This window comes from Devosia sp. Root105 (genome assembly GCF_001424865.1).
Taxonomy (GTDB): Bacteria; Pseudomonadota; Alphaproteobacteria; order Rhizobiales; family Devosiaceae; genus Devosia_A.
Window position 1 is genome coordinate 883,348 of record NZ_LMCR01000001.1, and the last position, 26,269, is coordinate 909,616.

A 26,269-nucleotide genomic window follows, 5' to 3' on the forward strand; every position below is an offset into this window, starting at 1 on the left:
CCTGCGTCGAAGTGAATCGGCTCACATACCTTTGAACGAGGCTCATACGGCAAAGAGGCTCTTGCATTGGCGGCGGGTCAGAACGCGACATCGAGGCTGGCTTTGATGGCGTGGTCGCGGGCGTCAGCGGCGATCTGGCCGGCGTAGGCGAGACCAAGCGTGGCGCCGGGGGCCAGGTTCAGGTCGAGGCCGGCTTCGATCACCGCGGTATCGGGCGCGATCGGAACGCCTGATATGAGGAAGCTATCGGAGCCGGCGAAGGCGTGGGTGCTCTCAGGCCTGGTGTCGCCGAAGGCGTGCCGCCAGCCGAGCATGCCGGACAACGTGCCGTCGATGGCGCCGAAGCTGACGCCCTGCTCGACGCGCAGGCCAAGCGTGGTGAAGCTGCTGGCCATGGTGCCGGCCGCCCCCGCAAGGGCGGCGTCGCCACCGGCTTCGGTGAAGCCATCGGTATTGAGGCTGACATAAGCAAGGTTGGCGAAGGGCGAGATGCGGGTCGCGCCGACATCGAAGCCGTAGGCCAGTTCGCCGAAGGCCTGGACGGTGCTGGCGCCGTAGCCGGCGGTCAAGGTTTCGGTGATGCCGGGAATTGCCACACCACGGCTGGTGTCGATGTCGTGACGTGCGTAAGCGAAGCCGCCACGGACGGCGAGCTTGTCCCACTCGACGCCGGCATAGACGCCGAAGTGATAGTTGGTGCTCGAAGCGGTGGAGAACGCTGACCGGCCGTAGCCGGCGAGAAGGCCGATGCGCCAATCGCCGACCGGCGCATCGAGGCCGACCAGCATGCCGCCAGTGGAGCGTTCGAGCCCCTCTGCGTTGCCGTCGCCATCGATATTGCCCCAGGCGCCGAAACCGTCGACCCAGATGGTGGGGCCGGAATGGTCGGGCTCGACCAGCAGCGGGGTTTCGCCGGCGGCATAGGACAGCACCGGGATGTAGCTCGCCCCGGCCATATCGAAAGCCGAGCGCAGGCGGTCGTTCATGGCGTCGCGGACGAAGCGGCTGTCTTCGATAAGTGCGCTCTTCAGGCTGGCGTGGATCTCGCCGGACAGGGCCTCGAAGCTGGTGCGGACGACGTCCTCGTCGCCGGTCAGTGCGATCGAGGTCCAAACCGGATTGCCGCCACCGAGCGTATCGATGGCGGCAGCTGTCGCGACCTGGTTGGGGGTGACGCCGAGTTCGGCAAAGGCGATGTCGTTGCGCTGCAGCGCCAGCGTCACGTCGTTGCCGTCGCCGCCGGCGTAATCGAGGGTGGCATCGAGGAATAACAGGTTCTGGGTGACCGTGCCGAACATGCCGGTGACGGCGCCGGCGCTCTGCTTGTCGATCAGGGTGAAGGGGCCGTTGAAGATGTTCCAGCTCGACGCCGTGGCCGGGGAGAGCAGCAGCTCTAGCGCGGCGCCGCTGATATCGACGGTGCCGGCGACCACCAGCTTGTCGGCTCCGGTCGGCTCGGCCTCGACGCTCAGGGTGCCGTGGTTGACGTAGTTGCCGGCGATGATCTGGGTGCCGATGGAGTTGCCCGGCGCATGCACGCCGCCGGCGGCGATGGTGACGGTGGAGCCGGCGGTGCCGAGCGTGCCGGTGCCGCCCAACTGGCCGCCGCTGCTGACCTGCAGGGTGCCGCCGAGCGCCTGCGCGACGATCAGCTTGCCGCCCGAGACGGTGGTGGTGCCGCTGAACAACGCGCCGTCACCGCTCAGCGTCGTCGTGCCTGTTAGGTGGGTGATCGTGTGGGTGCCAGTACCGGCGCTGGACAGGTTCGCCGAGAAGGTGGTGGTGCCGGTGTGATTGAAGTTGAGGGTGCCAGCGCCATAGCCGAACGTGACGGTCGACGCATCGAGGGTGCCCGCAGCGGTGGCAACGTCGTCAAAGGCGGCACCGATGTTGATGACGCCTTGGCTTCCGTTGAAGGAACCCAAAGAGACGCCGTTCCCCGCCCAGGCGCTGCCGCCATTCGCGAGGGTGAGTTCGCCGCTGCCGCTCCGGCCGACAACGACCTCTGCCTGGTTGTTCCAGGCGGAGCCCACGCCGGTTACGATTACCGCGCCTTTGCCGCCGGCGTCATCCGCGACCGTGCCCCACATGCTGAAGACGCCACCGCCGTTCTCGATCAGCAGCGTGGTGTCGCTGACCGAGGAGTCGCCGACCGTCACCTGGGTTGAGCCCAGGGTGCCGTGGACCCGCACGGTGCCCTGGCCGAGCATCGTGTTCCCCGTGAAGGCGCTGCCGTTACCCGTCAGCGTCCAGGTGCTGGCGCCGGCCTTGTGCAGGTCGAGGCCCTGGTACTGCGTGCCCAGGGTCGACGCGTCGAATGCGGCGTCGACGTGGCCGCCCAGCAGCAACCGGTTGCCCACGCCGGTGCCCATGACATTGCCCGTGATCACACCGCCGGCGCGAAGCTCCAAGGTGTTGGTATCGCCGCTAAAGACGACTGCGTTGCCCGCGGCCCCAGCGTTGACTCCGCCACTGCCTGCCGCGACTGTCCCGTCGACAATGACAGTATTGTGGTCACCCAGCAGCCAGATGCCGTGACCGCCACCTCCGCCGGTTGAGCCGTCGCCGCCATTGCCACCTTTCACCAGACCTCCGGCCCCAACCCGGATCAGCGAGCTAACGGTGCTCCGCAGGGTAATGCCGTTGCCACCGCCGCCACCGCCGCCCCGGTTGCCAACGCCTGGTGCGCCATCGCCGCCATTGCCACCAGATACGCTGACGGCACCGGCGACGGTGATGTTCTGGGAACCGGTATAGATCATGCCGCTGCCGCCGCCGCCGCCACCGCCGCCGCCAGGTGCGCCACCAGGACCAGAGGGTCCGCCGGCCCCACCGCCGCCCGTGGCGCCGCCCTGAATGGCGCCATAGCCGCCGCCGCGACCCCCGCCGGTTCCGGACGTAGGGGATTGGCCCAGGGTGCCTTCCGGTCCACCGAAGCCACCGTGGCCACCGGTACCGCCTTGTCCCGAACCCATGCCAGCGGAACCGCCGGCGCCAGGGGTCATGCCGATGGCGTCTGCGCCATCGCCTCCGGAAACCGGCGTGGTGATGTCGAAACTCGCTGCCGGTGCGGGGGCGACGCCAATCGCCACAAAAAGAGCGATCGACGCCGTACCGAGCAGCAGCGACCCGAAACCTCTGCCGCGCATGGGAACGGCCGGTTGCGCCACCGCATGGAATTCAGCCAATGTTCCCACTCCCTCATCCCGCAAATCGGTCGCACGATGCGGGATGCAGGATTATTTAGGAGGCGGAGCGCGACGGCGTCATCCCTACTAAACAGTGGTGGTGGTCAGGCCGCAGGACGGTTGAACCACAGGCTCATCAAGCCGGCGCGGCTACGTACGCCGAACTTGCGGAAGATGGCGACGACGTGCTGGTGCGTGGTGGATTCGGCGAGGCCGAGCTGATGGGCGACTCGCTTCTCGGTCGCCTCGGTGAGCAGCCGCTGCAGCACTTTGTGTTCGGTGGGGGTCAGCGGCGCGGAGGCGAGCAGCAGGCCATGGCTCAGCATGAGCTGGCGGTGGAACCATTTGATGCCGCGCATTGCGTAGGCGAGCAGTTCGATGGTTTCGTCGGCGACGGGCTGGCTGGCGTAAAAGCCGAAATGCGACTCGCAGTCCTCGTTGAGCGGGAAGCCGACGAATACGGCGTCATAGATGCCGGCGCCGCCATATTGCCGGCGGTAGAAGGATGACTCGAACCATGCGGCCGGCAGTTCGCGGCGCAGCGAATAGGTCCGGAACGCCCCGACATTGCGCATCGGCAGCAGGAAGCACGGATCGATGTCGCGCTCATCCCAGGCCGGCAGCACGTTGAAATGGGCCTGATCCGGGTCGAGGTCGGGATCGGTGGTCTTCACTGGCGCCACCCGCCAGCCGAACAGCGGGTCGTTCGGTCCGCCAACGCGAACAGCGCCGGCCCAGGCGGCGTTCTCTACCCCCGCCAGCCCGACGAGGCTCTGCATCAGGTGAGCGGCGGCAGCCTCTGATTGGCTGACGTCGAAATCCGACAGCTCATCCCAGAGCGCGTGGATCCGTTCGGCATTGGTGCTGTTCACGAAGCGCGCTTCCTCCCTCGCTGGGCTGCAGACAAAAGCACAGATGAGGCGGTCAGTAACCCGCGCCGCGGGCATCAGCGCAGAAAAAACCAAGGCCGAACTGTTGGGCCCGGCCTTGCCGTTGTCTCCCTTGGCGGCCTACACCGGACACGGATGGGTCCCGGCCGCGACGGCGGGGCTGCAGCGCGCTACCTTCCGTCCCACCACGCCAGGTAGTCGGAGGTGAACCTTGATGCCAGTTGGTCGGTGACATTGGGCATGATGATTGCATGTGCGTCGTCGCCGGTGCAGGCCAGTTGGTAGCGCCTGATGACATCCTCGCTCGGTTGCGGAAAGAGCACCGTCAGCGCGTGTGGGTTGAGCAATATCGGGACGCCGGCGTCGCGAAGATCCTCGGCCAGCCTGGTCGCACGGGCCGCGCAGCGCTCGGCGTCGCGTTGGAAGCCAAGGCGGCCGTGGCCGAAGAGCCGGGCCCAGAGCGCCAGTACCGCGTGCCCGTTGCGCGACCCCATGAGGGTGGTGTCATTCGACCTCAGATAAGCCACAGCGGACGCAACGCGCTCGATGTGGCGTCGCTGCGTGACCAGAACGCCGCACGGCATAGTGGTGCCGATCATCTTGTGGCCCGACGTCGATAGCGAGTTGATCCCGTGCCGGAAGCTCGGCTGCAGGCGGTCCGGCACGCCTTCGAGGAATGGCAGCACCATGGCGTTGAGCGCCCCATCGACATGAACGAAACGCCGTTGCGCCGGAAAGCCGCAATCCTCAAGGACCTCTATCGCACCTCCGATGTCGTCATGTGCGCCCTTCACCGTCGTGCCACAGGTCAGCGCCACGATGACGAAGGCGCTGCGCAGGCGGGAGAGTACGCGCCGCAGATCTGGCAATGAAACTTCGCCGGATGGTTCGCACTCGACCGTCTGCGTGGTCATCCTGAGGATGCGGGCCGACTTGGGTATCGAGTAATGGGCTTCCCGCGGATAGACCAGGATGGCATCCGGGAAGGCTTCGCGCGCCAGATAGAGGGCCCAGAAGTTGCCTTCCGTGCCGCTGGCGCCGACAGAGCCCCAGTAGTTGTCGCGATTGTCGCACTGCCACAGCTCCATCAGCCAGTCGACCACCTCGCGTTCGAGGTCGCAGACCTCTGAGCCGTAGTGCGACCCCGCGTAGGGATCGCCGAGATTGTTGACCAGGTAGCCGGCGAAGCGGGATGTCGCGGCCACATCGCCTGCGAGGTTGTAAGGGTAGCCGAGATGGTTGGCATGGGCAGTCTTCAGCCGGCTCTCGATGCGCGCCAGCGTCAGGTGATCCACGACCGGGCGAGGCAGCACTCCGGCATCCTGGGCAATGGCTTCAACGATCATTGCTTCCTCCTTTGCTTGGGCAAAGCTTCGCGGCGTGCTGCGGACAGGACGCTGCTGCATGGTGTTCCGACATTGGCTCTGGTGAGGCTTCGCTGGCCTCGAAGGGGTGCGGCACAACCTCGGAGACGAAGCTGCCGCGCTCCCGGGAATAGACGAGCCGCGTCAGGCGGCCGGCGAACTCGGTGAAGCCGCGCATCGCCGCCTCCTCAATTCGCCGCAGCGGCACGTTTGCCGCCGCCGAGCAGCAGCAGGTCGGCCTTGACCCACAGCACGTGGCAGACGATCAGCACCGTCGGCTGGATGAGGGTGATGACCGGCGCACCGCCGCCGATCTGGTAGGTCAGATCGAGCCCGGCGGCGCTGATGGCAGGGGCACGGCCAACCAGCACGGCGAGGCGGAACGGGTCGGGCCAGCTTTCCGGCCAGAGCGGCGGGGCGACGGAGTCGTCCCCGAACACGGCACTGCCGAGCTTGCCAAGGACGACGAACGCGCCGGTGGCGAGCGCCAGCAGCGGCTGGCCGAGCAGCAGCAGGCTCACCGAGAGCGCCGTCCCGCCGGCTGCCGACAGCAGATCGCCGAGACGGTTCAGTCGCTGGTCCGGCCCGGCGCCATCCTTCCAAGCTCGGTAGTAGACCTCTCCGCCGACGAGGAAGATCAGCGTCGCGATGGTGAAAGCGAGGGCCTGCGGGCTGCCGACGAAGTAGCTGAACAACAGATCTGTGCCGGTCTTCGATGATCCGGCGGCGCTGGCGAACTGCAGGCCGAGCGCCGTGGCGAGTCCGAGCACGTTGCCGACATTGTAGTAGCCGCCCGGGCCCTGCAGACGCGCGGCAAGGGCGCTGATTATGCGCGCTTGCCGCGGCAGGCGGCGGGGCGCGGAGATGTCCTGGGTAACAGTCACGATCTTCTCCCTGCTCGTTGATCGAGCGAGGGAAAGGCTAAGTCGCCGCGCCGGCATCCAAATCGGTGACGCCGCCTAGGGAGACGTGTGTCGAGCGCCCAGTATTGCCCTCGGCAACGCCCTGATTTTGCGAGTCGGGCATAGGTGGTTCCGCCTAACCGCCGCCGCGCTACCTACAACCTCCCGGCCTCGACCGGCGTCAGCAGCCAGGGCTCGGTGCGCAATCGCAGCATCACTTCGATACGGTTGGCGGCGCTGAACTTGCCCAGCACTGCCGAGACCTGGTGCTCGATGGTGCGTGGCGAGCGCGACAGGTGTCGGGCGATATCCTTGTTGGACTTGCCGTCGGCAATCAGCTGCAGCACCTGATGCTCGCTCTGCGTGAGGCCCAATGGGTGCTGCCGCGAACTGGCATAAGGCCCGCGACGCGATTTGGGCATCTCCTCACCCAGACCCAGCCGCTGCGCCAGCCGGCGCGCCAGAGCCGCCGCCTGACGCGCCTCGATAGCCTCGAACATGGCGATCGCCTGGCCAAGCGCCGTACCCGCATCCACTCCGGCGACCTGCATCGAGGCGATACCGGCTTCGTAGGGCAGCCCGAGCCCGGTCCACTCCGCCGCAGCCCGAGCGGGTTGTCCGGCAAGCTCCAGCGCCCATGGCGCCGGCAGCTCGCCCACCCGCGCCGGAACGTCGCCTGGCATCGATGAGCGGCGCCACCAGGCTGCCAGTTCGCCCAGGTCCCATGCCCTCAGCCCACTAAGGTCGATGGCGGTGAGCTCAGTGAGCTGCTGGCGCGCCGCATCCAGGTCTTCCCTAAGCCACGCGGCTTCGACCAGCGCGATGCGTACTGGAAAGATGCGTTGCGGCTCGCCCGTCGGCAGCCCCTCGTCGAGGGCCCGCAGCAAGGCCCGCTCCCCATCGGGCAGGTTCATCCGCATACGCACGCGGCCCAATACGGTGAGCGCCGGCAGATGCATGACCACCGGCAGCCGCTCCATGCCGATAACGCCCTGTGCAATGGTCTCGGCCTCGCGCAATCGGCCCTGTTCCATGCGCAACTGCGCCTGCCGGCCGAGCAGATACTGCGTCGATGAATCGAGGTCGTGCCGTGCGGCGAAGGCAATGCCCTCAGCTAGCAGGCGCTCGGCCAGCTCGAAATCTTTCGACACTACTGCGTGCTCGGCGAAGTTGGTGTAGGCGCGCGCCGCGTGGTCATGGAATCCATGCTGCAGCGCCAGGGACAGACCTTCCTCCATCACCTCGCGCCCGCCGGGACGGGTATCGAACAGCATGGCAGTGCCGACATTGTTGAGCGCGTGCACCCGCGTCTCGACAACGCCGAGTTCGTCGGCGAGGCGAATGGCCCGGCGCCCCCAGTCGATCGCTTCTGCAAACCGATAGTGCAGCATATTGAGCTGCGAGCGCGTGCTGTAAGCCATCGCCAGTTCCGGCCCGGGTCCGGTGCCTTCGACTTCTTCCACCGCGAGGTCAGCGAAGTTGCGCGCCTCTGCCCCTTCACCGCGTCGCCAGTGCAGGCGGGACAGAAGACGGTAATTGAGACTGATCTTGGCGCTGTTGCCGAGTTCGCGCCAGATGGAGATGGCGCGGTGGTGGCTCGCAATGATCGCATTGTAGTCGAACAGTCCGAGGCTCGCCTCGTAGGCCCAGCTTTCGTGCAACTGCGCGGCAACTGCCGGCTCTGCGATGTCGGCATACTCGAGAGCCGTCTGAAGGAACGAGGCCGCCTGCTGGTGAGCGCCCAGCCGCGACGCCTGCGCGGCCGCACGCGGCGCCAGATCCAGCACCCCGGCCCCGTCCTCGGCACCGGCCGCATGGTGCACACGGCGCGCCAGATGCAGCATGCTGTCCTGCCCGGGAAGGGCCGCCAGCGCGGCTTCCACTTTGGTATGCAGCGAACGCTGCAGGCTCGATGACAGGCGATCCAGTGTCGCTCGCCGCGCCAGTTCGTGTCGAAACGAGATATCGCCCTGGGGGTCGCGCCGAAGCAGGCCACGTCCCACTGCCATGTCGACCAGATCTTCGGCATCGGGGCCGAGCAGCGCCTTGATCAGGCCCAGTTCCATGTTCCCGGGGACGATGCTCATCATCTCGAGCACGTCGCGTTCGCCGGGAGTGAGGCGCGCCAGGCGCGACCACACCGCATCGCGGATGGAATCGGGGACGCTGCCTGGCTCGCCCCCTCCGGTCGCCAGCAGTTCGGTCACGAAGAAGGGATTGCCGGCCGTTACCCGGTAGAGGTCATCGCTGGATCGCCCGGCATCGATAGCCAGTTCATGCACAGCTGCAGGCGACAGTGGACCGAGCTTGATCCGGGTAACCGCCGCGGCAGGCAGGTCGCCGAGCACGTAGGACAGCGGATGGGTGGGCCCGATCTCGTCACTACGCGCGGTGAGAACCACCATGGCCCGCAGCAGGCCAATCCGCCGGCCCAGATACTTTACGAGGTCGAGGGTCGCGTTGTCGGCCCAGTGCACGTCCTCGAAGATCAGGATGAGCGGGTCGCCGTCATCCTGCAGTTTGTTGAGCAGGGCCGGGAACAAGCGATCGGGCGGAGCCGATTGCTCCAGCAGGGCGGCGATACCGGTGCCGATCGAGCGGCCCATGTCGTGCAGCGGCCCCAGCGGCCGCGGCGTGAACAGCGCTTCGCACCATCCCCACGCCACCTTGAACTCTCCGGCATGCTGTTCCGCGAACTCTTGCAGCAGCGTCGTCTTGCCGATTCCCGCCTCGCCCTCGATCAACACAGTGCCGCCATGCCCGGCCGCAGTGCGTTCTCTTACCGCACTCAAGACATCAAGCGGGGCCGACCGTTCCAGTAACTTGCTCATTGCTTGCCACGCCGCCGCCCCAAGTCGACAAGTGCGACCTATAACTTTGTTGGCAATGCGGCACCGTTACCGGGGTGCGTCGAATTTCTGTTAAGTCGGCGGGCTCTACGGGCGCTGTCCCGGAAAAACGAAGGCCGGGCTGTTGGCCCGGCCTTATCGTCACATCCCTGAGGTACAGGGAGGATATTGGAGCGGGCGAAGGGATTCGAACCCTCGACCCTAACCTTGGCAAGGTTATGCTCTACCCCTGAGCTACACCCGCACTCCATCGGCTCTTTACGATGCTTCGTTCCCGTGGGAAACTTGGCAGCGCCGAACCGCGCGCCTATATGCCCAATCGAAAGCGGGTTTGCAACCCATAATTCTGGTCTCATCACGCCCGGGAAAAAGCTTGCGTCCGATACCCATCGGGGCGCAAGAAAACCAAGGAAAGACAGGCCTCTCAGTGGCCCGTCGCGGCAGGAAAAGCACAGCATGTCCTTCAACGACCTCAACCCGGCCCTACAAAATTCGGCGGCTCCCGCGGGCGCCCTGATCAAGGATTCGACCGATCGCGCCTTCAAGGCCGACGTGATCGATGCCTCGCTGGAGGCCCCGGTGCTGGTGGATTTCTGGGCGCCGTGGTGTGGCCCGTGCCGTCAGCTGACGCCGAACCTCGAGAAGGTGATCAACGAGAAGGCCGGCAAGATCCGGCTGGTGAAGATCAATATCGACGAGAACCCCGGGGTCGCCGGGCAACTCGGCATCCAGTCGATTCCGGCCGTGTTCGCCTTTGCCGGCGGCCGGCCGGTCGATGCGTTTCTCGGGGCGATCCCCGAAAGCGAAGTGCGGCGCTTTGCCGACAAGGTGATCTCGGGGGCGCCCGCAGGCCAGCCGCAGGCCGGCTCGATCGAAGAAGAGATCGCCAATGCGCTGACCGCCGCCGGCGAGGCGCTGCAGGTCGGGGACCTCAACCAGGCGGCGCAGGTTTATGGCATGGTGCTGCAGCACCAGCCGGAAAATGCTCCGGCAATCGTCGGCATGGCCAAGGTTTTTCTCGCCGCCGGCGAGCCGGACCAGGCGCAGGCGGTGCTCGACACCATGCCGGAAGAGGGGCGCAAGGGCGACGATTACACCTCGACGCTGGCCGCGCTGAAGCTGCTCGGCGAGGCGGCGGAGCTCAGCGAAACCGACGAGCTCGCGGCGCAGCTCGAAAACAACCCTGACGATCACCAGGCGCGGTTCGACCTCGCGGTGAAGTACAATGCCGAGGGCAAGCGCCTCGAAGCCGCCGAAGCGCTGGTGGCGCTGATGCGCCGCGACCGCACCTGGAACGAGGACGGGGCGCGCAAGAAGCTGCTCGAACTGTTCGAAGCCTGGGGCCCCAAGGACCCCGCCACGTTGAAGGGCCGCCGGCTCCTGTCGGCGCTGCTGTTCAGCTGAGCTAGTTGACCCAAGCCGGAGCCGTGACGGCTCCGGCTTTTCTGGACTGCGCGAGGAGCCGGACCGGCTCCAGTTTTTGATTGTCGCGCGGTCGAACCGGAAAAGTCTTACAACTTTTCCTGACTGCGCTCCCGGAGGCGCCCGTGTTGAAGCGACCGAATTCTCCCGCCGATTTGCCCGCCAGCGTGCCGTTGTTCCCGCTGACCGGCGCTCTGCTGCTGCCCTATGCCCGGCGGCCGCTCAATATCTTCGAGCCGCGCTATGTCGAAATGATCGACCATGCGCTGAGGGGCGACCGGCTGATCGGGCTGATCCAGCCGCGCGACACGTCCGAGGAAAGTCCGAAGGGCCGGGCGCCGCTGCAGCGCATCGGCACGGTGGGGCGGATCAGCCATTTCGAGGAAGTCGAGGAAGCCCGCTACTTCGTCATCCTCGAGGGGCTGTGTCGGTTCGAGCTTTTGAAGGAAATGCCGACCATGACGCCGTTCCGGCGCGGCATGATCGCGACGGACGCCTTCGCCTCGGATTTCGACCGCGAGTTCGGCGAGGAGGCAGTGGATCGGCCGCGCTTCCTCAAGATGATGCGCGACTATGCCGAGTTCGGCAATTTCGACCTCAACTGGGACGAGATCGAGAAGACCGGCACCGCCGACCTGGTGAATTTCTGCGCCATGGTCTCGCCCTATGGGGCGGCCGAAAAGCAGGCGCTGCTCGAGGCCGATACGCTCGAGACCCGCGCCGAGACGCTGATCGCCATGGCCGAGTTCGAGATGGCCAAGGGCGACGACCGGGCCTCGCCGCTCAATTGAGCGAGAGAACTCCAGCAGAGGCCGCGACCAATCTCCGCCATGTGGTGGATGTGAAGACGCTCGAAATGCTGGTCTGTCCGCTGACCAAGACCCGGCTGACGCTCTCGGCCGACGGCACCGAGCTGATCTCGGTGGCGGCGCACCTGGCCTTCCCGATCCGCGAAGGCGTGCCGATGCTCAGCCTCGATGAGGCGCGGGAGATCGAGCAGGGCGACATGGGCCGCAACCTGCCGCGGCTGGGCTAGCGCGACTACCGGGGAAGATCACGCGGGCGAACCACGTTCACGCTCACCCACCGACGTCCAGTTTGGGGCTCTGCCTGGCGTGCCAACCGGGCGATGAAATGCTGCACTAGCGAACGACTTGATTCCCGGCCCTCCTTGCTTCATTACAGCCGGCACCGAAAGGGGTATTGCCATGGAAAAGTTCACGAGCCTGACGGGCGTCGCCGCGCCGCTGCCGATCATCAACATCGACACGGACATGATCATTCCCAAGCAGTACCTCAAGACCATCAAGCGCACCGGGCTCGGCACGGCCCTGTTCTCCGAGATGCGCTATAATGAAGATGGCACCGAGAATGAGAGCTTCGTGCTCAACAAGCCGGCCTATCGGCACGCGAAGATCATCGTCGCCGGCGACAATTTCGGCTGCGGCTCGTCACGTGAGCACGCGCCGTGGGCGCTTCTGGATTTCGGCGTGCGCTGCGTGATCTCCACCAGCTTTGCCGACATCTTCTACAATAACTGCTTCAAGAACGGCATCCTGCCGATCGTGGTGACGCCCGAGCAGCTGGCGCTGCTGATGGACGATGCCGAGCGCGGCTCGAACGCCACGATCAGCGTCGACCTCGAGAGCCAGACGATCAAAGGGCCGGACGGCGGTTCGCTGCACTTCGATATCGATCCGTCGCGCAAGCAGACGCTGCTCGAAGGGCTCGACGACATCGCGACGACGCTGAAAGCCGATCCGGCAATATCCGGGTTCGAGAAAAAGATGGGCCAGGACCGGCCCTGGCTCTGAGGCGCCGGCGATGGTCCTCCATATCTCTTCCGGCTCGCCGTTCGAAGCCAGGATCGGCTATTCGCGCGCCGTCGTCGACGGCAACATGGCCTATGTCTCGGGCACCACCGGCTATGACTACAAGACCATGGTCATGCCCGAGGATGCCGGCCAGCAGGCGCGCAACGCCTTTGCCACCATCCAGCAGGCGCTCGAGGAAGCCGGCGGCACCATCAAGGATACGGTGCGCGTCCGCTACTACATCACCGACATGGCGCATTACGACGCGCTGGTCGCGGTGGCCGGCGAGGTGTTCGCCGAGATCCGGCCGGCCGCGACCATGGTGGTGTGCGGGCTGACCCGGCCCGAGATGAAACTCGAGATCGAAGTCACCGCCCGCTTCGGTGCCCACGGGCGCTGAGGCGATGGAGATCAGGCTCAAGCTGAACCCCCTGGGTCGCGACGTGGCGGTGGTGCGCAACGGCTTGCGCGCCTACAACAAGCAGCAGACCGGCGGCATCCGGCATCAGAATGTCGCGCTGCTGCTCTACGATGCGGACGACGAGGCGGTAGGCGGGTTGACCGGCACCGCCGTGCTGGACTGGCTGTTCGTCGAGTGGCTGCACGTGCCGGCCGAGCTGCGTGGCAAGGGCCACGGGCGGGCGCTGATGGCTGAGGCCGAGGTCTTTGCGCGTCAGCGAGGCCTGCTCGGCATGTGGCTCGACACCTTTAGTTTCCAGGCTCGGCCGTTCTACGAAAAGCTCGGCTTTGCCGTGTTCGGCACGCTGGACGATCATCCGGTCGGCGGCGCCCGCTACTTCATGCAAAAGCGCTTCGAGAGCGCATCCATCCGATAACGCGAGACGTAAAGCAAAATGGCCCAGAAACTCTTCCTTCTCCCCGGCGACGGCATCGGCACCGAGATCATGAAGGAGGTCGAGAAGGTGATCGCCTGGCTGAACAGCCAGGGCGAGACGGATTTCACCTTCGACTCGGGCCTTGTCGGTGGGTGCGCCTATGACGCGCATGGCGAGGCGATCTCGGAGGAGGACATGCAGAAGGCGCTCGCCGCCGATGCAGTGATCTTCGGCGCGGTCGGTGGGCCGAAATGGGACAAGGTGCCCTATGAGAAGCGTCCGGAAGCGGGCCTGCTGCGCCTGCGCAAGGACCTGAAACTGTTCGCCAACCTCCGTCCGGCGATCTGCTATCCGGCGCTGGCCGATGCCTCGTCGCTGAAGCGCGAGCTGATCGAGGGCCTCGACATCCTGATCGTGCGCGAGCTGACGGGCGGCGTCTATTTCGGCGAGCCCAAGACCATCACCGATCTCGGCAATGGGCAGAAGCGCGCCATCGATACCCAGGTCTACGAGACCTACGAAATCGACCGGATCGTCCGCGTCGCCATGGACCTCGCCCGCACCCGCAAGAACAAGGTGCATTCGGCCGACAAGAAGAACGTCATGAAGTCGGGCGTGTTGTGGGATGAAGTCGCGCAGGCAGTGGCCAAGGACTATCCGGATGTGGAATTCCACCACATCCTCGCCGACAACGCCGCGATGCAGCTGGTGCGCAACCCCAAGCAGTTCGACGTGATGGTCACCGACAACCTGTTCGGCGATATCCTGTCGGACGCCGCGGCGATGCTCACCGGCTCGCTCGGCATGCTGCCGTCGGCGTCGCTCGGGGCGCCCGACGCGGTGACCGGCAAGCGCAAGGCGCTCTACGAGCCGGTGCATGGCTCGGCCCCCGACATTGCCGGCAAGGGCGTCGCCAACCCGATTGCCATGCTGGCCTCGTTCGCCATGGCGCTGCGCTATTCGTTCAACCTGGTGGCGCTGGCCGACCGGCTGGAAGCCGCCATCTCGAGCGTGCTGGCGGACGGCCTGCGCACCGGCGATATCGCGCAGGACAACCGCAAGACCGTCGGCACCGAAGAGATGGGCGCCGCGATCCTCAAGAAGCTCGCGGCGTAAGAGCACTGGCATTAGTTCGAGAGGGCCCGGTACCCGAGGGGGTGGCGGGCCCTTGTTCATCTTGGCTTCAGGTGCGCTATGATTTCTCCGGCATATCGGGGAGGTCATATTATGACTTACGATCTACGCACGCTGCTGAACCGCGCCGTCGACCATGCTGTCGATTATCGCGCCTCGCTCAACGAACATGCCGGCCGCCCGGACCACAGCTACGCCGAGATGCGCGACCGGCTGGTCGAGCCGGTGCCCGAACAGGGCGCGGCGCCGCTCGATGTGCTCGAGGAGCTGGTCCGGCGCAGTGAAGGCGGGCTGATGCCGATCACCGGGCCGCGGTTCTTCGGCTGGGTGATGGGCGCCTCGCACCCGGCGGGCGTGGCGGCCGACTGGCTGGTCAGCGCCTGGGGGCAGAATGCCGGCTATCACACCCCGACCCCGGCGGCGGCCGCGATGGAAGAGGTGGCGGAGCGCTGGCTGCTCGAGATCCTCGACCTGCCTCGGCAAAGTTCGATCGGCTTTACCACCGGTGCCACTGTCGCCGGCGCCGTGGGGCTCGCCGCGGCGCGCACCCGGGTGTTGCTCGATGCCGGCTGGGACCCCGATGCCGACGGGCTGTTCGGTGCGCCGCCGGTGCACGTGCTGATCGGCGACGACGCGCATTCCTCGATGTTTTCGGCGCTGCAGCTGATCGGCTTCGGCTATCGCCGGCTGATCCGCGTCGCCACCGACGGGCAGGGCCGGATGAGCGTGGCGGCGCTCGACGCGGCGCTGAGGGGCCTGACCGGCCCGAAGATCGTCATCGCGCAGGCCGGGCAGATCAATACCGGGGCCTATGATCGGTTCGACGACATCATCCCGATCGCCCATGCCGCTGGCGCCTGGGTGCATGTCGATGGGGCGTTCGGGCTCTGGGCCCGCGCCACGCCATCCCTCAGGCACCTGACCGATGGCATCGAGGCGGCGGATTCCTGGGTCACCGACGGCCATAAGTGGTTGCAGGTGCCGTACGATTCCGGCTTCGCCATCGTGCGCGACCGCGAGGCGCATCAGCGCGCCATGACGCAGTGGGCAAGCTACCTGCCGACCATCAGCCCGACCGACCGGGTGCCCTCGGCCTTCGTCCCGGAACTGTCACGCCGGGCCCGTGGCACCCCGGTCTGGGCGATGCTGAAGACGCTGGGGCGGCAGGGCGTGGCGGAGCTGGTGGAGCGCCATTGCGCGCTGACCAAGCGGATGGCGAAGCGGCTCGGCGCCGAGCCGGGCATCAACCTCAGGAACGAGGTCACCATCAACCAGCTGATCGTCGATTTCGGCGCAGGCGACGCCGCGACGCGCAAGGCGCTGACCGAGGCGGTGATCGCTGGGGTGCAGGCCGGCGGCGTGTGCTTTGCCTGCGGCGCCGCGTGGCACGGCGATTGGGTGATGCGGATCTCGGTCACCTCAGGCGCCACCACCGAAGCGGATATCGAGCTCTCGGCCGATGCCATCATCGCCGCCTGGCGGGCCGTGCGGGGTTAGCGATGGTTGGGCTTTCGCATCGGGTTGAACAGCACGGAACTGCGCTTGCCATCGAGCGCGTCGAAGATGTCGCCGGGCTCGATCCCCATGTCGCGCAGCAGATGCGGCTGCATCCGGCTGAGGCCAAGCAGCGTGGCGCGTTCCCGGCGCCGCTGTGCCCAGCGGTGCAACAGGCGCCGGATGAAGCCGGCATCGGTATTGTGGCGGATGGCCAGCGGGCTCTCGTCCAGGTCGATGGTCGTCATCGTCATATTCCTCAGCGCGCCCCGCTTTGCACAAAACATATGATGACTTCGGTCGGGAAGATAGCGAGCGCGTGGTGCGGTTCGCGCTTGGATCGAATTGGCAAGCCACAACAACTCCGTAGCCTGGCAGATGGCCGCCGGGGCGAGATGCCGGTATGGGGCGATGGGCCCGAAAACTGCACCGGCGGTACGGTTTTCTGGAGGGACCAGCATGCGTAAAGGCAATGAGACGCGCGAACGCATCCTCGACATCGCCGAAGCAGGGGTGCTCGCCAAGGGGTTTGGCGCGACCTCGATCGATGAGATCATTGCCGAGGCGGGGATCACCAAATCCGGCTTCTTCTATCATTTCCACGACAAGAACGAGTTGGCGCGCGGCCTGCTCGCCCGCCACCGTGGCCGCCTCGGGCAACTGGTCGACGAGATCTTCGGCCGGGCGGCCGAGCTCAGCGACGATCCGCTGCAGCAGCTGCTGATCGGGCTGACGCTGTTCGCCGAGCATATGGCGGCGATGCCCGGCGGGCATCCCGGTTGCCTCGTCGCGACGATGAGCTACCAGGAGCAGCTGTTCAATCGCGAGGTGCGCGCCATGGTCAGCTCGATCGTCGAGGACTGGAACGCCTTCTTCCGATCGATGATCGAGAAGATCGTCGCGGCCTATCCGCTGCGCGAACCGGTGGACCCTGGCCGCATCGCGCGCAACATCACCTGCGCCATCGATGGCGGGATCATCATGAGCAAGTCGCTCGGCGACCCCTCCGTGCTGCCCGAGCAGATGCTGATGGCGCGCAACTATGTGAAGATGCTGTTCCAGCCGGCGGCGCTGCACGCCGTGCCGCGCGAGGCGCTGGCGGCTTGAATCCCCTTGGGGACACCGTGCCTCCGCACACCCCCTCCGAGCTGCGCAAGCTGTCGCTTTGCTCGCAAGCTTCGCTTGCCTCCCCCTCGAGGGGGAGGTGGGCATCAAGTTTGGGGCGTGAGCAGACGATCAGCCCAGCCCGAATGCCTCCGCCAGCAGGCGGAACGAGCGGAGTCTGAGTTCGTAGTCGTACATGGTGGTGGTGACCATCACCTCGTCGGCGCCCGACTCCTCGACCTTGCGCTCGATCGCGGCCTTGACCGTCGACGGCGAGCCGACGATCCAGAGGGGGCGCTGGCCTTCGATGATGCGGGTTTCGTGCGGGGTGTATTGATGCGCCGCCGCTTCCTCGGGCGAGACGAGCTTCCGTATCTGGCCGGAGTGGAACAGCGCCCACATCAGCTCCTGGGAACGGGCGAGGAACTGCGCCTCCTCGTCGGTGGGCGCCACCAGCGCCGAGACGGCGATGATGGCGTGCGGCTTGGGGAAGGCATCGGTCGGGGTAAAGGCGGCCCGATAGGCGGCGAAGGCCGGGCCGGCCGGAGTGGCGCTGAAATGGGCGGCAAAGGAATAGCCGACACCAAGCTGTCCGGCCGCCTGGGCGCTGGCACCGCTCGAGCCGAGCAGGTAGACCGGCGGCAGCTCGACGCGCTCGGGCACCACCATTACCTGGTGGAACGGGTGGTCGGGGGCGAAATTGGCTTCCTCGAAGGCCAGCATCTCGGCCAGTTCCTGGGCGAAATACTCGCCGCCGACCGAACGCAGCGCTTGCAGCGTGCGGCCATCGCTGCCGCCGGCGCGGCCGATGCCGAGATCGATGCGACCGGGGTTGAGGCCATTGAGGGTCCGGTAGGTCTCGACGACGCGCAGCGGCACGTGGTTGGGCAGCATGACGCCGCCCGAGCCGACACGAATGCGCGAGGTGTTGGCGGCGGCAGTGGCGATCAGCACTTCCGGCGAGGAAGAGGCGATCGACGGCATGCCGTGATGCTCGGCATACCAGAGCCGGGTGAAGCCGAGCTCGTCGCCAAGCTTGGCGAGGGCGATGATGTTGCGCAGTGCCTCGGGCGTCGAGGTGCCTTCGGAGACTGGGGCGAGGTCGAGGATCGAGAGGGGGAGGGAAGCCATGAGGGCTTATATCGGTATTTGACGATGGATTGGAAGGGCCGGGCGTGCTGCTCCACCCCACCCAGCTTCGCTAGGCCGCGAGCGGCCAAGCTGCGCTACCCCTCCCCATCAAGGGGAGGGAGACGATGGAACCGAGACTATCAGTCAGTTCTCCCTCCCCCTTGTGGGGAGGGATCAAGGGTGGGGGTGGCCACACGCTCCGAGTGCCGATCATTTGACAGCCACCACCGACGCGCTAGCCTCCCTTGCCGAAGGGAGAGCAACTCATGCCGGGGACCAGCCGCATGGCACCGATCACCGGTACGGTGATCTTCCTGTTCGTGGCGCCCGGAATCGTCGCCGGGCTGATCCCATACTGGATTTCCGGGTGGCAGGTGGGGCCAGCGCTCGGTGGCATCGAGCCGCTGCGCTGGCTCGGCGTGCTGGTGTTGCTGCTGGGAGCGGTGCTGCTGGCCGAGACCTTTGCCCGCTTTGCACTCGTGGGACGTGGCACACCGGCGCCGGTCTATCCGACCGAGACGTTGGTGGTCACCGGCTCATACCGGTTCGTACGCAACCCGATGTATGTGGCGGTGGTGGCGCTGATCCTCGGGCAGGGCCTGCTGTTCGGCAGTCTCGCCGTCCTCGCCTATGGCGCCGCGATCTGGCTGATCGTCCACCTGTTCGTCATCGGCTACGAAGAGCCGACGCTGGCCCGTAGTTTTGGGGCGCAATACGAGCGCTACCGGGCCAATGTCCGGCGCTGGATCCCGCGGCTGACGCCGTGGAACCCGGAGCAGTGACCCGGCCCGGAAAGCCGGACCGGGTCGTGGTCGTTACTCGGCCGCCTCGAGGCCCTTGATCAGTTCCAGCGCCTGGCGTTCGAACAGCCGGCGGTAGATGCCGCCGTCGCGCTTCACCAGCTGCTCGTGCGTGCCTTCCTCAACCACCTTGCCGCCGTCGAACACCAGGAGGCGATCGAGCGCCCGCACGGTCGAGAGCCGGTGAGCGATGACGATGGTGGTGCGGCCGACCATCAGCCGCTCCATCGCCTGCTGGATCAGCAGCTCGCTTTCGCTGTCGAGGCTGGAGGTCGCTTCGTCGAGAATCAGGACGCGCGCATCGGACAGGAAGGTGCGGGCAATGGCGACGCGCTGGCGCTCACCGCCCGAGAGCTTGATGCCGCGTTCGCCCACCAGCGTCTCGTAGCCCTTGGGCAGCCTGGCGATAAAGTCGTGGGCGTTGGCGAGTTTGGCCGCCTCCTCGATCTGGGCCCGGGTGGCGCCGGGCCGGCCATAGGCGATGTTCTCGGCCAGCGAGCGGTGGAACAGCACCGGCTCCTGCTGCACGATGGCGATCTGCTGGCGCAGCGAGGCCTGCTGCACGTCGCGGATGTCGATGCCGTCGATGACGATACGGCCGCCCGAGACGTCGTGCAGGCGCTGGATCAGCTTGACGAAGGTGGTCTTGCCTGAGCCGGAATGGCCGACGAGGCCGACCTTCTCTCCCGGCGCGATATGCACGTCGAGCTGGCGATAGAGCGGCTTCAGATGCACGCCGTAATGGAAGTCGACATGCTCGAAGTCGATGGCGCCGGCCTTGACCAGCATCGGCCTGGCGCCGGGCTTATCCTCGATGCCGAGCTTCTGGTCGTCGAGCGCCACCAGCTCTTCCATGTCGTTGACGGCACGCTGCAGGTTTCGGACGTGCTGGCCGATATCGCGCAGGTACCCCTGCAGCACCAGGAAGGTGGTGATGACGAAGGTCACGTCACCGGCTGTCGCCGCGCCGCTCTGCCAGAGCAGCAGGCCCGAGCCGATGATGGCGCAGCGCAGCACCCAGAGCATGGTGTTCTGGATGGTGCCATTGAGTGTGCCGCGGTTCCAGGTGCGCGAGGTACGTCGGCGCCACTTGTCGACGACGTGGCCGAGGCGAGCCTCCTCGCGGTCCTCGGCGCCAAAGCCCTTGACCACGATATTGCAGCTCACCGCATCGGCGAGCGCGCCGCCCATGCGGGTATCCCAGGCATTGGCAAGGCTGGCGGCCGGCGCGACCCAGAGGGTCGAGAGGCTGACGGTGACGGTGATGTAGATCAGCGAGCCGACACCGATGACGAGACCCATCACCGGCCAGAACAGGCTCAGCATCACTGTGGTGCCGACCAGCATCACCAGCGAAGGCAAGAGCGCCATCATGATCACGTCGTTGAGGCTGTCGAGCGCCCACATGCCGCGAGTGATCTTGCGCACGGTGGAGCCGGCAAAGGAGTTGGCGTGCCAATCCGACGAGAAGCGCTGCACCCGGTGAAAGGCGTTCTGGGCGATATCGCTCATCATGCGCAGGGTGAGCGCGATGATGGTCTGGAACGCCAGCTGGCGGACCAGCACCGAGGCGGCGCCGAGCGCCACGATAACCAGGAAGGCGGTCATCGCGCCGTTCCAGGCGATCTCGTTGGTCGCGGCGCCGCTCGCCACTGCCTCGACCAGCCGACCGGCAAAGAACGGAGTCAGGATGTCGGCGACGGTCTCGATGAAGAACAGGCCCATGATGAGGGCAACGCGCCTGGGCTGCCGGCGCCAGTGGGCGGCGGCGAAGCCGAGCACTTTGCCATAGGCCTGGCCGCGCTGAGTTTTCTTGGAAGAAGCCATGTCGTTCGTCCGGACGCCGCACGAGGCAGCCATCCGGTCCCGGAAAAGAGCAAAACTGGAAAAGAGCCGGAGAGTCCGGCGGCTAGCAAGCGAAGCGTTCTACAGGAGGACCGCGGGCGACCTAACGGTGAAAACCGGAGGTAAGCCCTGCGAGGCGAGGTCGGAATGCTGTCATGTCGCGCCTCCCTGTGGCTGGCCGAAGGAGACGACTCATAGAGAGGTTTTTCAGTTGCGGCAAGCAGGACGGGAAACTGGTGCCGCTAGGGACTGTGTCGCGTCCGGCACCGGTCATCCCCGCGGAAGCGGGGATCTCGGTTTGGCCGCACGCTCCGCAAACGGAGGTTCCCGCTTTCGCGGGAATGACTCCGTGGTGCTGCCCCTTCAAGCTGGCCCACTCTAGACGACGAGCGCGATGGCGACTGGCACGAGGATGATCGCGATGATCAAGGCGATCGCCGGAAAATCGATGAACTTTGCCTTGCTCATGAAAGACATGGGACTCTCCTTCCGCTCTCTCAACGAGCGCGGAAGGAGAACCGTTCCCGGGTCGGCTCAGAACTCGGGTTCGGCGCCGATCGAGTGGATCGACAGGTCGGCGCCGCGGCGCTGCTGCTCGTCGCTGAGGCGGACCGGCGCGACGCGGTTGGACAGCCAGTACAGCACATAGCCGGCGGCGAAAGCATAGACGGAGACGGCGAGTGAGCCGACCAGCTGGGTAACGAACGACACCCCGCCCATGCCGCCCAGCGCTTCGAGCCCGAAAATGCCGGCGGCGATGCCGCCCCACAGGCCACACAGGCCATGCAGCGGCCAGACGCCGAGCACGTCGTCGACCTTCAGCTTCTCCTGGGTCCAGGTGAAGCCCTTGACGAAGATGACGCCCGCCACCGCACCCACGGCGAGTGCCGCCAGCGGGTGGTAGAGGTCGGAGCCGGCGCAGACGGCGACGAGGCCGGCCAGCGCGCCGTTATGGGTGAAGCCCGGATCGTTGCGGCCGATCACTACGGCGGCGATGATGCCACCGACCATGGCCATCAGCGAGTTGATGGCGACGAGCCCGGAGACGCCGGCGACCGACTGCGCCGACATGACGTTGAAGCCGAACCAGCCGATGCAGAGCAGCCAGGTGCCGAGCGCCAGCCACGGGATCGAGGATGGCGCAAACGGCCGGCCGTTCGGGCCGTAGCGGCCGATGCGGGCGCCCATGCGCAACACCGCGGCGAGCGCCAGCCAGCCGCCGAGCGCATGTACCTGGATCGAGCCGGCGAAATCGTGGAAGCGGGCGCCAAAGCTCGATTCAAGCCAGGCCTGGATGCCGTAATTGGCATTCCAGACGATGCCTTCGGAGAACGGATAGATCAGCCCGACGATGACAGCGGCAGCGATCACCTGGGGCCAGAACTTGGCGCGCTCGGCGATGCCGCCGGAGATGATGGCGGGCACCGCCGCGGCGAAGGTGGCGAGAAAGAAGAATTTCACCAGGCTGAAGCCCTGCGGCGCGAAACCGGCCCCGCCGCCCGAGAGCGTTGCGGCATTGTGGAAGAAGGTGACGCCGTAGGCGATGCTGTACCCGATGACGAAATAGGCCAGGGTCGAGAAGGCGAAGTCGACCAGGATCTTGACCAGCGCGTTGACTTGGTTCTTGCCGCGCACCGTCCCCAGCTCGAGGAAGGCGAAGCCGCCATGCATGGCGAACACCAGGATCGCGCCGACCAGCACAAAGAATACGTCGAGCCCTGCGGACTCAGCCATTGAAGCCTCCCAAGCAACACCCGGCTCGCATCCGGGTTAATTCGGGGGCACGGCAATCAAGCCGCGTGCCAGTTGAGCGGGCGGAAAGAGTGCAGCGGTTTCAGTGAGTTACGCCGCCGGGCAAGATGCGCCAGCTTCGCGGGCAGCGAAGTGCTCAAGATTTGGGCGGTCAACGACCCGGCGCTGCCCAGAATCTGGGCAGAGCGGCAATCGCCTGGCGGGGCGGGTGCCGGTCCCGTTTCCGGGCCCGGACGCCGTTGACCGGGGTGTGCAGCCCACGCGGTTTGCGAGTGGGAAGCCTCTGTGGCGGGCCAAGAGGTACGTGAGCTGCACGCCGCGATCAGCGGGAGGTCGAAGAACCGGGCTGGCGCCTGGTTTTTCGGGGTCGGAGAGCCGAGTGCGAGCCCGGCTCTCCGGGGGTGACGCGGGCGAAGGGGAGGAGGTCCTCGTCCGCGTCGTGGATCCAGGTGGTCCGGTTAGTTGTAGGCGCGCTCGCCGTGGCTCGAGAGATCGAGGCCATCGCTTTCGGCCGACTCGGTGACGCGGGCGCCGCCGAACACTGCCTTGACGATGAACATGGCGATCAGCGCCACCACGGCCGACCAGACGATGGCGATCCCGACGCCGGTCAGCTGCTTGACGAACTGGCTCCACATCTCGTAGCCGGCCAGCGGGTAACCCCCGAAGGTCGGGCTGGCGACGAACGCGGTGCCCAGGGCGCCGACGATGCCGCCGACGCCATGGATGCCGAACACGTCGAGCGAGTCGTCGTACTTGAACATCGGCTTCAGCGTCACGACGGCCCACAGGCAGACCACACCGGCGATGGCGCCGAGGACGATCGCACCGATGGTGCCGGCAAAGCCGGCGGCCGGGGTGATGGCGACGAGGCCGGCGACGGCGCCCGAGGCGAAGCCGAGCAGCGAGGCGTGACCGCGGGTGAACTTCTCAGCCAGGCCCCACGCCAGGGCCGCAGCGGCCGGGGCAGTGATGGTGTTGAGGAAGGCCTGGGCGGTGAGGCCGTTGGCTTCGAGGTTCGAGCCGGCGTTGAAGCCGAACCAGCCGAACCAGAGGAGGCCCGCGCCGATGAAGACGAAGGTCAGGTTGTGCGGGGGGATCGGTTCCTTGAGGAAGCCGGTGCGCGGCCCGAGGACGATGGCGGCGACGAGTGCGGCCACACCGGAGTTGATGTGCACCACGGTGCCGCCGGCGAAGTCATAGGCACCGAGGCCGAACAGGTAGCCGGTGCCGGCCCAGACCATGTGGGCGATCGGCAGGTAGGAGAAGGTGAACCAGAGCGCCAGGAACAGCATCACGGCGCCGAATTTCATGCGCTCGGCGATGCCGCCGACGATGAGGGTCGAGGTGATGCAGGCGAAGGTGAGCTGGAACACCACGAACACCAGTTCGGGCAGTTGGAAGCCGGCCGAGAAGGTAGCGGCGGTCGACTCGATCGTTACGCCCGACAGGAACAGCTTGGAGAAATCGCCGATGATGGGCGAGAGGCCGCCTTCGCTGCCGCCAAAGGCCAGCGTGTAGCCGTAGGCCACCCAGAGCAGGGCGATCAGGGCGACGCCACCGAGCACCTGGCTGAGGATCGACAGCACGTTCTTGGCGCGGACCAGGCCGCCGTAGAACAGGGCGAGGCCCGGCACGATCATCACGAAGACGACCATGGTCGAGACCAGCATCCAGGCGGTGTCGCCCTTGTCGATGATCGGAACGACTTCAGCGGCCGGCGCCGCGGCGTCCTGCGCGAAGGCAGGCAGAGCGAGAGCCAGCGAGGCCAGTGCCGCAGCTCCCAGGACTTTTGACAACTTCAAGTCTGTCATTGGGGTTTCTCCAGAGGGTAGCGGCATCAGAGCGCGGCCGCGCCGGTTTCGCCGGTGCGGATGCGGGTGACGGCCAACAGGTCGAGCACGAAGATCTTGCCGTCACCGATGCGGCCCGTCTGGGCGCTCTCGCGGATGGCCGAGACGATGGCGTCGGACTGGGCGTCGTCGACAGCGATCTCGATCTTGAGCTTGGGCAGGAAGTGCACGGCATACTCGGTGCCGCGGTAGATTTCGGAATGGCCCTTCTGCCGGCCATAGCCTTTGACTTCGGTCACGGTCATGCCGTGGACGTCGAGCGAGTTGAGGGCCTGGCGGACCTCCTCCAGGCGCGACGGTTTGATGATTGCGATCACCAGCTTCATGGATGCCCCTTTCGATACGTGTTGGACGGTCTCCAATCGGCTCAAACAGACTCAAGTCGCGTGCCAAACTGCGGCCGCAATCGCCAAGCTTATGATTCTATTAAGGAAAGACGGATGCACCGTGCCTAGCGACGGTGCAGCGGCCTGATCTGCACAAGGCTCATGCACAGAAGTTGGGCAGATTCGGTCAAGGTGCTGACACTTTGTGCAGCACTACGACGCGGCAAAGCATCGCCTTGCGTGGGCCGGCGAGAAGTCCGACATAGCGGGGAAGCGGAGTTCTCCTATGGCCGACAGCTTTGACATCGTGATCGTGGGCGGCGGGCCGGTGGGCCTGACCATGGCGCTTGCGTTGAGCCGCTCGATGAAGGGTCTTCGCGTCGCGCTGCTCGATCGACGGCCGTTCTCGGTGCCCAAGGACCAGCGCGCCTCGGCCATCGCCGCGGGAGTGCGCCGCATCTTCGTTGAGCTGGGCGTGTGGACGGCGATGGCGATCGGTGCCGAGCCGGTCAGACAGATGAAAATCACCGATTCCGGTACCGGCGACATTTCGCGGCCGCTGTTCTTGAGCTTTCTGGGCGACGTGGCGCCGGGCGAGCCGTTCGCCCACCTGGTGCCCAACCAGCTGGTGGCCGAGACCCTGCTCGGCGCGCTGGGCGAGGGCGTCGAGATCATCGCGCCGGTGGAAATCACCGGCTTTGCCGCCGACCCCGGCATGGCGCGGCTGAGCCTTGCCGACGGCCGCACCATCATGGCGCCGCTGGTGATCGCCTCGGACGGGGCGCAATCGGCGCTGCGGCGCATGGCCGGGATCGAGGTGATCTCGCACGATTACCGGCAATCCGGGCTGGTCACCACCATCACGCACGAACTCGACCACGAGGGCACGGCCTATGAGCATTTCCGGCCGGCCGGGCCGTTCGCCAGCCTGCCTCTGCCGGGCCGGCGCTCATCGCTGGTGTGGACCGAGAGCAGTGAGCGGGCGGCTGAGTTGAAGGGTTGGCCGGCGGAAGCGATCGCCGCCGAGATCGAGGCGGTGATGGGCTCGAGCCTCGGGCGCGTGACGCTCGAGGAAGGGCTGCAGGCGTTCCCGCTGCGCTTGCAGATCGCCAAAAGCTTCGTCGCGCCACGGCTGGCGCTGATCGGCGATGCGGCGCATGTGGTGCATCCGGTGGCCGGGCAGGGGCTGAACCTGGGGCTGAAAGACGTGGCGGCGCTGGCCGAAGTGGTGATCGATGCGATCCGGCTCGGGCAGGACCACGGCGCCGCCGACGTGCTCGAGCGCTACCAGCATTGGCGGCGCTTCGACACCGCGCTGATGGCGATGGTGACCGACGGGATGGTGCGACTGTTCTCGAACGATGTCGCGCCGGTGCGGGCGCTGCGCGATTTCGGCATGGGCGTGGTCGACCGGCTGCCGCCGGTCAAGGACCTGTTGATCGCCCGTGCCGCCGGGCTTGATCGGAATGGGCCGAAACTGCTGCGCGGGCTGCAGATTTAGGGGCTGCGTTACTGAACTGCCGGCGCGGGCTGACCCCCACCCCTGTCCCCTCCCGCAAGGGGGA

Annotated in this window: 23 protein-coding genes and 1 tRNA gene; 11 read left to right on the top strand and 13 right to left on the bottom strand. The window is 66.3% G+C overall.

Going from position 1 to position 26,269, the window contains the following annotated elements; translation table 11 throughout:
* Window positions 1-77: 77 nt before the first annotated feature.
* The 7 genes from ASC68_RS29110 to ASC68_RS04220 form a co-directional block, all read right to left on the bottom strand.
* The gene (locus ASC68_RS29110; RefSeq protein WP_156387229.1) at window positions 78-3,188 is read right to left on the bottom strand and encodes an autotransporter domain-containing protein; all 3,111 of its coding nucleotides are present in this window, start codon (window positions 3,186-3,188) and stop codon (window positions 78-80) included.
* A 104-nt stretch (window positions 3,189-3,292) separates the two neighbouring features.
* Window positions 3,293-4,060: a helix-turn-helix transcriptional regulator gene (locus ASC68_RS04200; protein ID WP_055875161.1), complete on the bottom strand. Its 768-nt coding sequence runs from the start codon at window positions 4,058-4,060 to the stop codon at window positions 3,293-3,295.
* A gap of 188 nt (window positions 4,061-4,248) precedes the next feature.
* Window positions 4,249-5,424 (bottom strand): histidine decarboxylase, encoded by a 1,176-nt coding sequence (locus ASC68_RS04205; RefSeq protein WP_197421039.1) that lies wholly within the window; start codon window positions 5,422-5,424, stop codon window positions 4,249-4,251.
* Window positions 5,414-5,620 (bottom strand): hypothetical protein, encoded by a 207-nt coding sequence (locus ASC68_RS28915; protein ID WP_162247883.1) that lies wholly within the window; start codon window positions 5,618-5,620, stop codon window positions 5,414-5,416. The genes ASC68_RS04205 and ASC68_RS28915 overlap by 11 nt, the downstream gene beginning before the upstream one ends.
* Before the next feature lie 10 nt (window positions 5,621-5,630).
* Window positions 5,631-6,326 carry a hypothetical protein gene (locus ASC68_RS04210; RefSeq protein WP_055875164.1) on the bottom strand — a complete coding sequence of 232 codons (696 nt, stop codon included), beginning with the start codon at window positions 6,324-6,326 and terminating at the stop codon, window positions 5,631-5,633.
* A gap of 173 nt (window positions 6,327-6,499) precedes the next feature.
* A complete protein-coding gene (locus ASC68_RS04215; RefSeq protein WP_055875168.1) occupies window positions 6,500-9,175 on the bottom strand; it encodes an AAA family ATPase in 2,676 nt (891 codons plus the stop codon).
* 187 nt (window positions 9,176-9,362) lie between these two features.
* Window positions 9,363-9,437, bottom strand: a tRNA-Gly gene (locus ASC68_RS04220).
* A gap of 212 nt (window positions 9,438-9,649) precedes the next feature.
* On the opposite strand from ASC68_RS04220, the gene ASC68_RS04225 reads away from it, so the two are divergent.
* The 8 genes from ASC68_RS04225 to ASC68_RS04260 all read left to right on the top strand — a co-directional run bounded on the left by ASC68_RS04225 (window position 9,650) and on the right by ASC68_RS04260 (window position 15,896).
* Window positions 9,650-10,597 carry a co-chaperone YbbN gene (locus ASC68_RS04225; protein WP_055875172.1) on the top strand — a complete coding sequence of 316 codons (948 nt, stop codon included), beginning with the start codon at window positions 9,650-9,652 and terminating at the stop codon, window positions 10,595-10,597.
* Window positions 10,598-10,740: 143 nt separating this feature from the next.
* On the top strand, window positions 10,741-11,406 hold the full coding sequence (locus tag ASC68_RS04230; protein WP_069910998.1) for an LON peptidase substrate-binding domain-containing protein: 666 nt from the start codon (window positions 10,741-10,743) through the stop codon (window positions 11,404-11,406).
* Window positions 11,407-11,447: 41 nt separating this feature from the next.
* Window positions 11,448-11,651 (top strand): Trm112 family protein, encoded by a 204-nt coding sequence (locus ASC68_RS04235; protein ID WP_055875178.1) that lies wholly within the window; start codon window positions 11,448-11,450, stop codon window positions 11,649-11,651.
* Window positions 11,652-11,823: 172 nt separating this feature from the next.
* Window positions 11,824-12,429 carry a 3-isopropylmalate dehydratase small subunit gene (gene leuD, locus ASC68_RS04240; protein WP_055875181.1) on the top strand — a complete coding sequence of 202 codons (606 nt, stop codon included), beginning with the start codon at window positions 11,824-11,826 and terminating at the stop codon, window positions 12,427-12,429.
* A gap of 10 nt (window positions 12,430-12,439) precedes the next feature.
* Entirely contained in the window at window positions 12,440-12,829 is a 390-nt protein-coding gene (locus ASC68_RS04245) for a RidA family protein (RefSeq protein ID WP_055875184.1), read from the top strand.
* Between the two features lie 4 nt (window positions 12,830-12,833).
* Window positions 12,834-13,265 (top strand): GNAT family N-acetyltransferase, encoded by a 432-nt coding sequence (locus ASC68_RS04250; RefSeq protein ID WP_055875187.1) that lies wholly within the window; start codon window positions 12,834-12,836, stop codon window positions 13,263-13,265.
* 18 nt (window positions 13,266-13,283) lie between these two features.
* Window positions 13,284-14,381, top strand: coding sequence for a 3-isopropylmalate dehydrogenase (gene leuB / locus ASC68_RS04255; RefSeq protein WP_055875189.1), 1,098 nt, complete (start codon window positions 13,284-13,286; stop codon window positions 14,379-14,381).
* Window positions 14,382-14,492: 111 nt separating this feature from the next.
* Window positions 14,493-15,896 (top strand): aminotransferase class V-fold PLP-dependent enzyme, encoded by a 1,404-nt coding sequence (locus ASC68_RS04260; RefSeq protein WP_055875191.1) that lies wholly within the window; start codon window positions 14,493-14,495, stop codon window positions 15,894-15,896.
* Here ASC68_RS04260 and ASC68_RS04265 read toward each other — a convergent pair.
* Window positions 15,893-16,141 (bottom strand): DUF1127 domain-containing protein, encoded by a 249-nt coding sequence (locus ASC68_RS04265; protein ID WP_197421041.1) that lies wholly within the window; start codon window positions 16,139-16,141, stop codon window positions 15,893-15,895. The two genes, ASC68_RS04260 and ASC68_RS04265, sit on opposite strands and share 4 nt — an antisense overlap.
* A gap of 211 nt (window positions 16,142-16,352) precedes the next feature.
* Here ASC68_RS04265 and ASC68_RS04270 point away from each other — a divergent pair, with 211 nt between their 5' ends.
* Window positions 16,353-17,000, top strand: coding sequence for a TetR/AcrR family transcriptional regulator (locus ASC68_RS04270; protein ID WP_055875195.1), 648 nt, complete (start codon window positions 16,353-16,355; stop codon window positions 16,998-17,000).
* Between the two features lie 129 nt (window positions 17,001-17,129).
* On the opposite strand, the gene ASC68_RS04275 is transcribed toward ASC68_RS04270, so the two are convergent.
* Window positions 17,130-18,128, bottom strand: a complete 999-nt coding sequence (locus ASC68_RS04275; RefSeq protein ID WP_055875198.1) for an LLM class flavin-dependent oxidoreductase — start codon at window positions 18,126-18,128, stop codon at window positions 17,130-17,132.
* 284 nt (window positions 18,129-18,412) lie between these two features.
* On the opposite strand from ASC68_RS04275, the gene ASC68_RS04280 reads away from it, so the two are divergent.
* Window positions 18,413-18,910, top strand: coding sequence for an isoprenylcysteine carboxylmethyltransferase family protein (locus ASC68_RS04280; protein ID WP_248310487.1), 498 nt, complete (start codon window positions 18,413-18,415; stop codon window positions 18,908-18,910).
* A 33-nt stretch (window positions 18,911-18,943) separates the two neighbouring features.
* On the opposite strand, the gene ASC68_RS04285 is transcribed toward ASC68_RS04280, so the two are convergent.
* The 4 genes from ASC68_RS04285 to ASC68_RS04300 form a co-directional block, all read right to left on the bottom strand.
* Window positions 18,944-20,755, bottom strand: coding sequence for an ABC transporter ATP-binding protein (locus ASC68_RS04285; protein ID WP_055875206.1), 1,812 nt, complete (start codon window positions 20,753-20,755; stop codon window positions 18,944-18,946).
* A 552-nt stretch (window positions 20,756-21,307) separates the two neighbouring features.
* Complete coding sequence (locus tag ASC68_RS04290) at window positions 21,308-22,507, bottom strand: ammonium transporter (RefSeq protein WP_055875209.1); 1,200 nt, start codon at window positions 22,505-22,507, stop codon at window positions 21,308-21,310.
* A 476-nt stretch (window positions 22,508-22,983) separates the two neighbouring features.
* Window positions 22,984-24,339 (bottom strand): ammonium transporter, encoded by a 1,356-nt coding sequence (locus tag ASC68_RS04295; RefSeq protein ID WP_055875212.1) that lies wholly within the window; start codon window positions 24,337-24,339, stop codon window positions 22,984-22,986.
* 26 nt (window positions 24,340-24,365) lie between these two features.
* Window positions 24,366-24,704 carry a P-II family nitrogen regulator gene (locus ASC68_RS04300; protein WP_055046886.1) on the bottom strand — a complete coding sequence of 113 codons (339 nt, stop codon included), beginning with the start codon at window positions 24,702-24,704 and terminating at the stop codon, window positions 24,366-24,368.
* Between the two features lie 286 nt (window positions 24,705-24,990).
* Here ASC68_RS04300 and ASC68_RS04305 point away from each other — a divergent pair, with 286 nt between their 5' ends.
* Window positions 24,991-26,205, top strand: coding sequence for an FAD-dependent oxidoreductase (locus ASC68_RS04305; RefSeq protein ID WP_055875216.1), 1,215 nt, complete (start codon window positions 24,991-24,993; stop codon window positions 26,203-26,205).
* Window positions 26,206-26,269 lie beyond the last annotated feature (64 nt).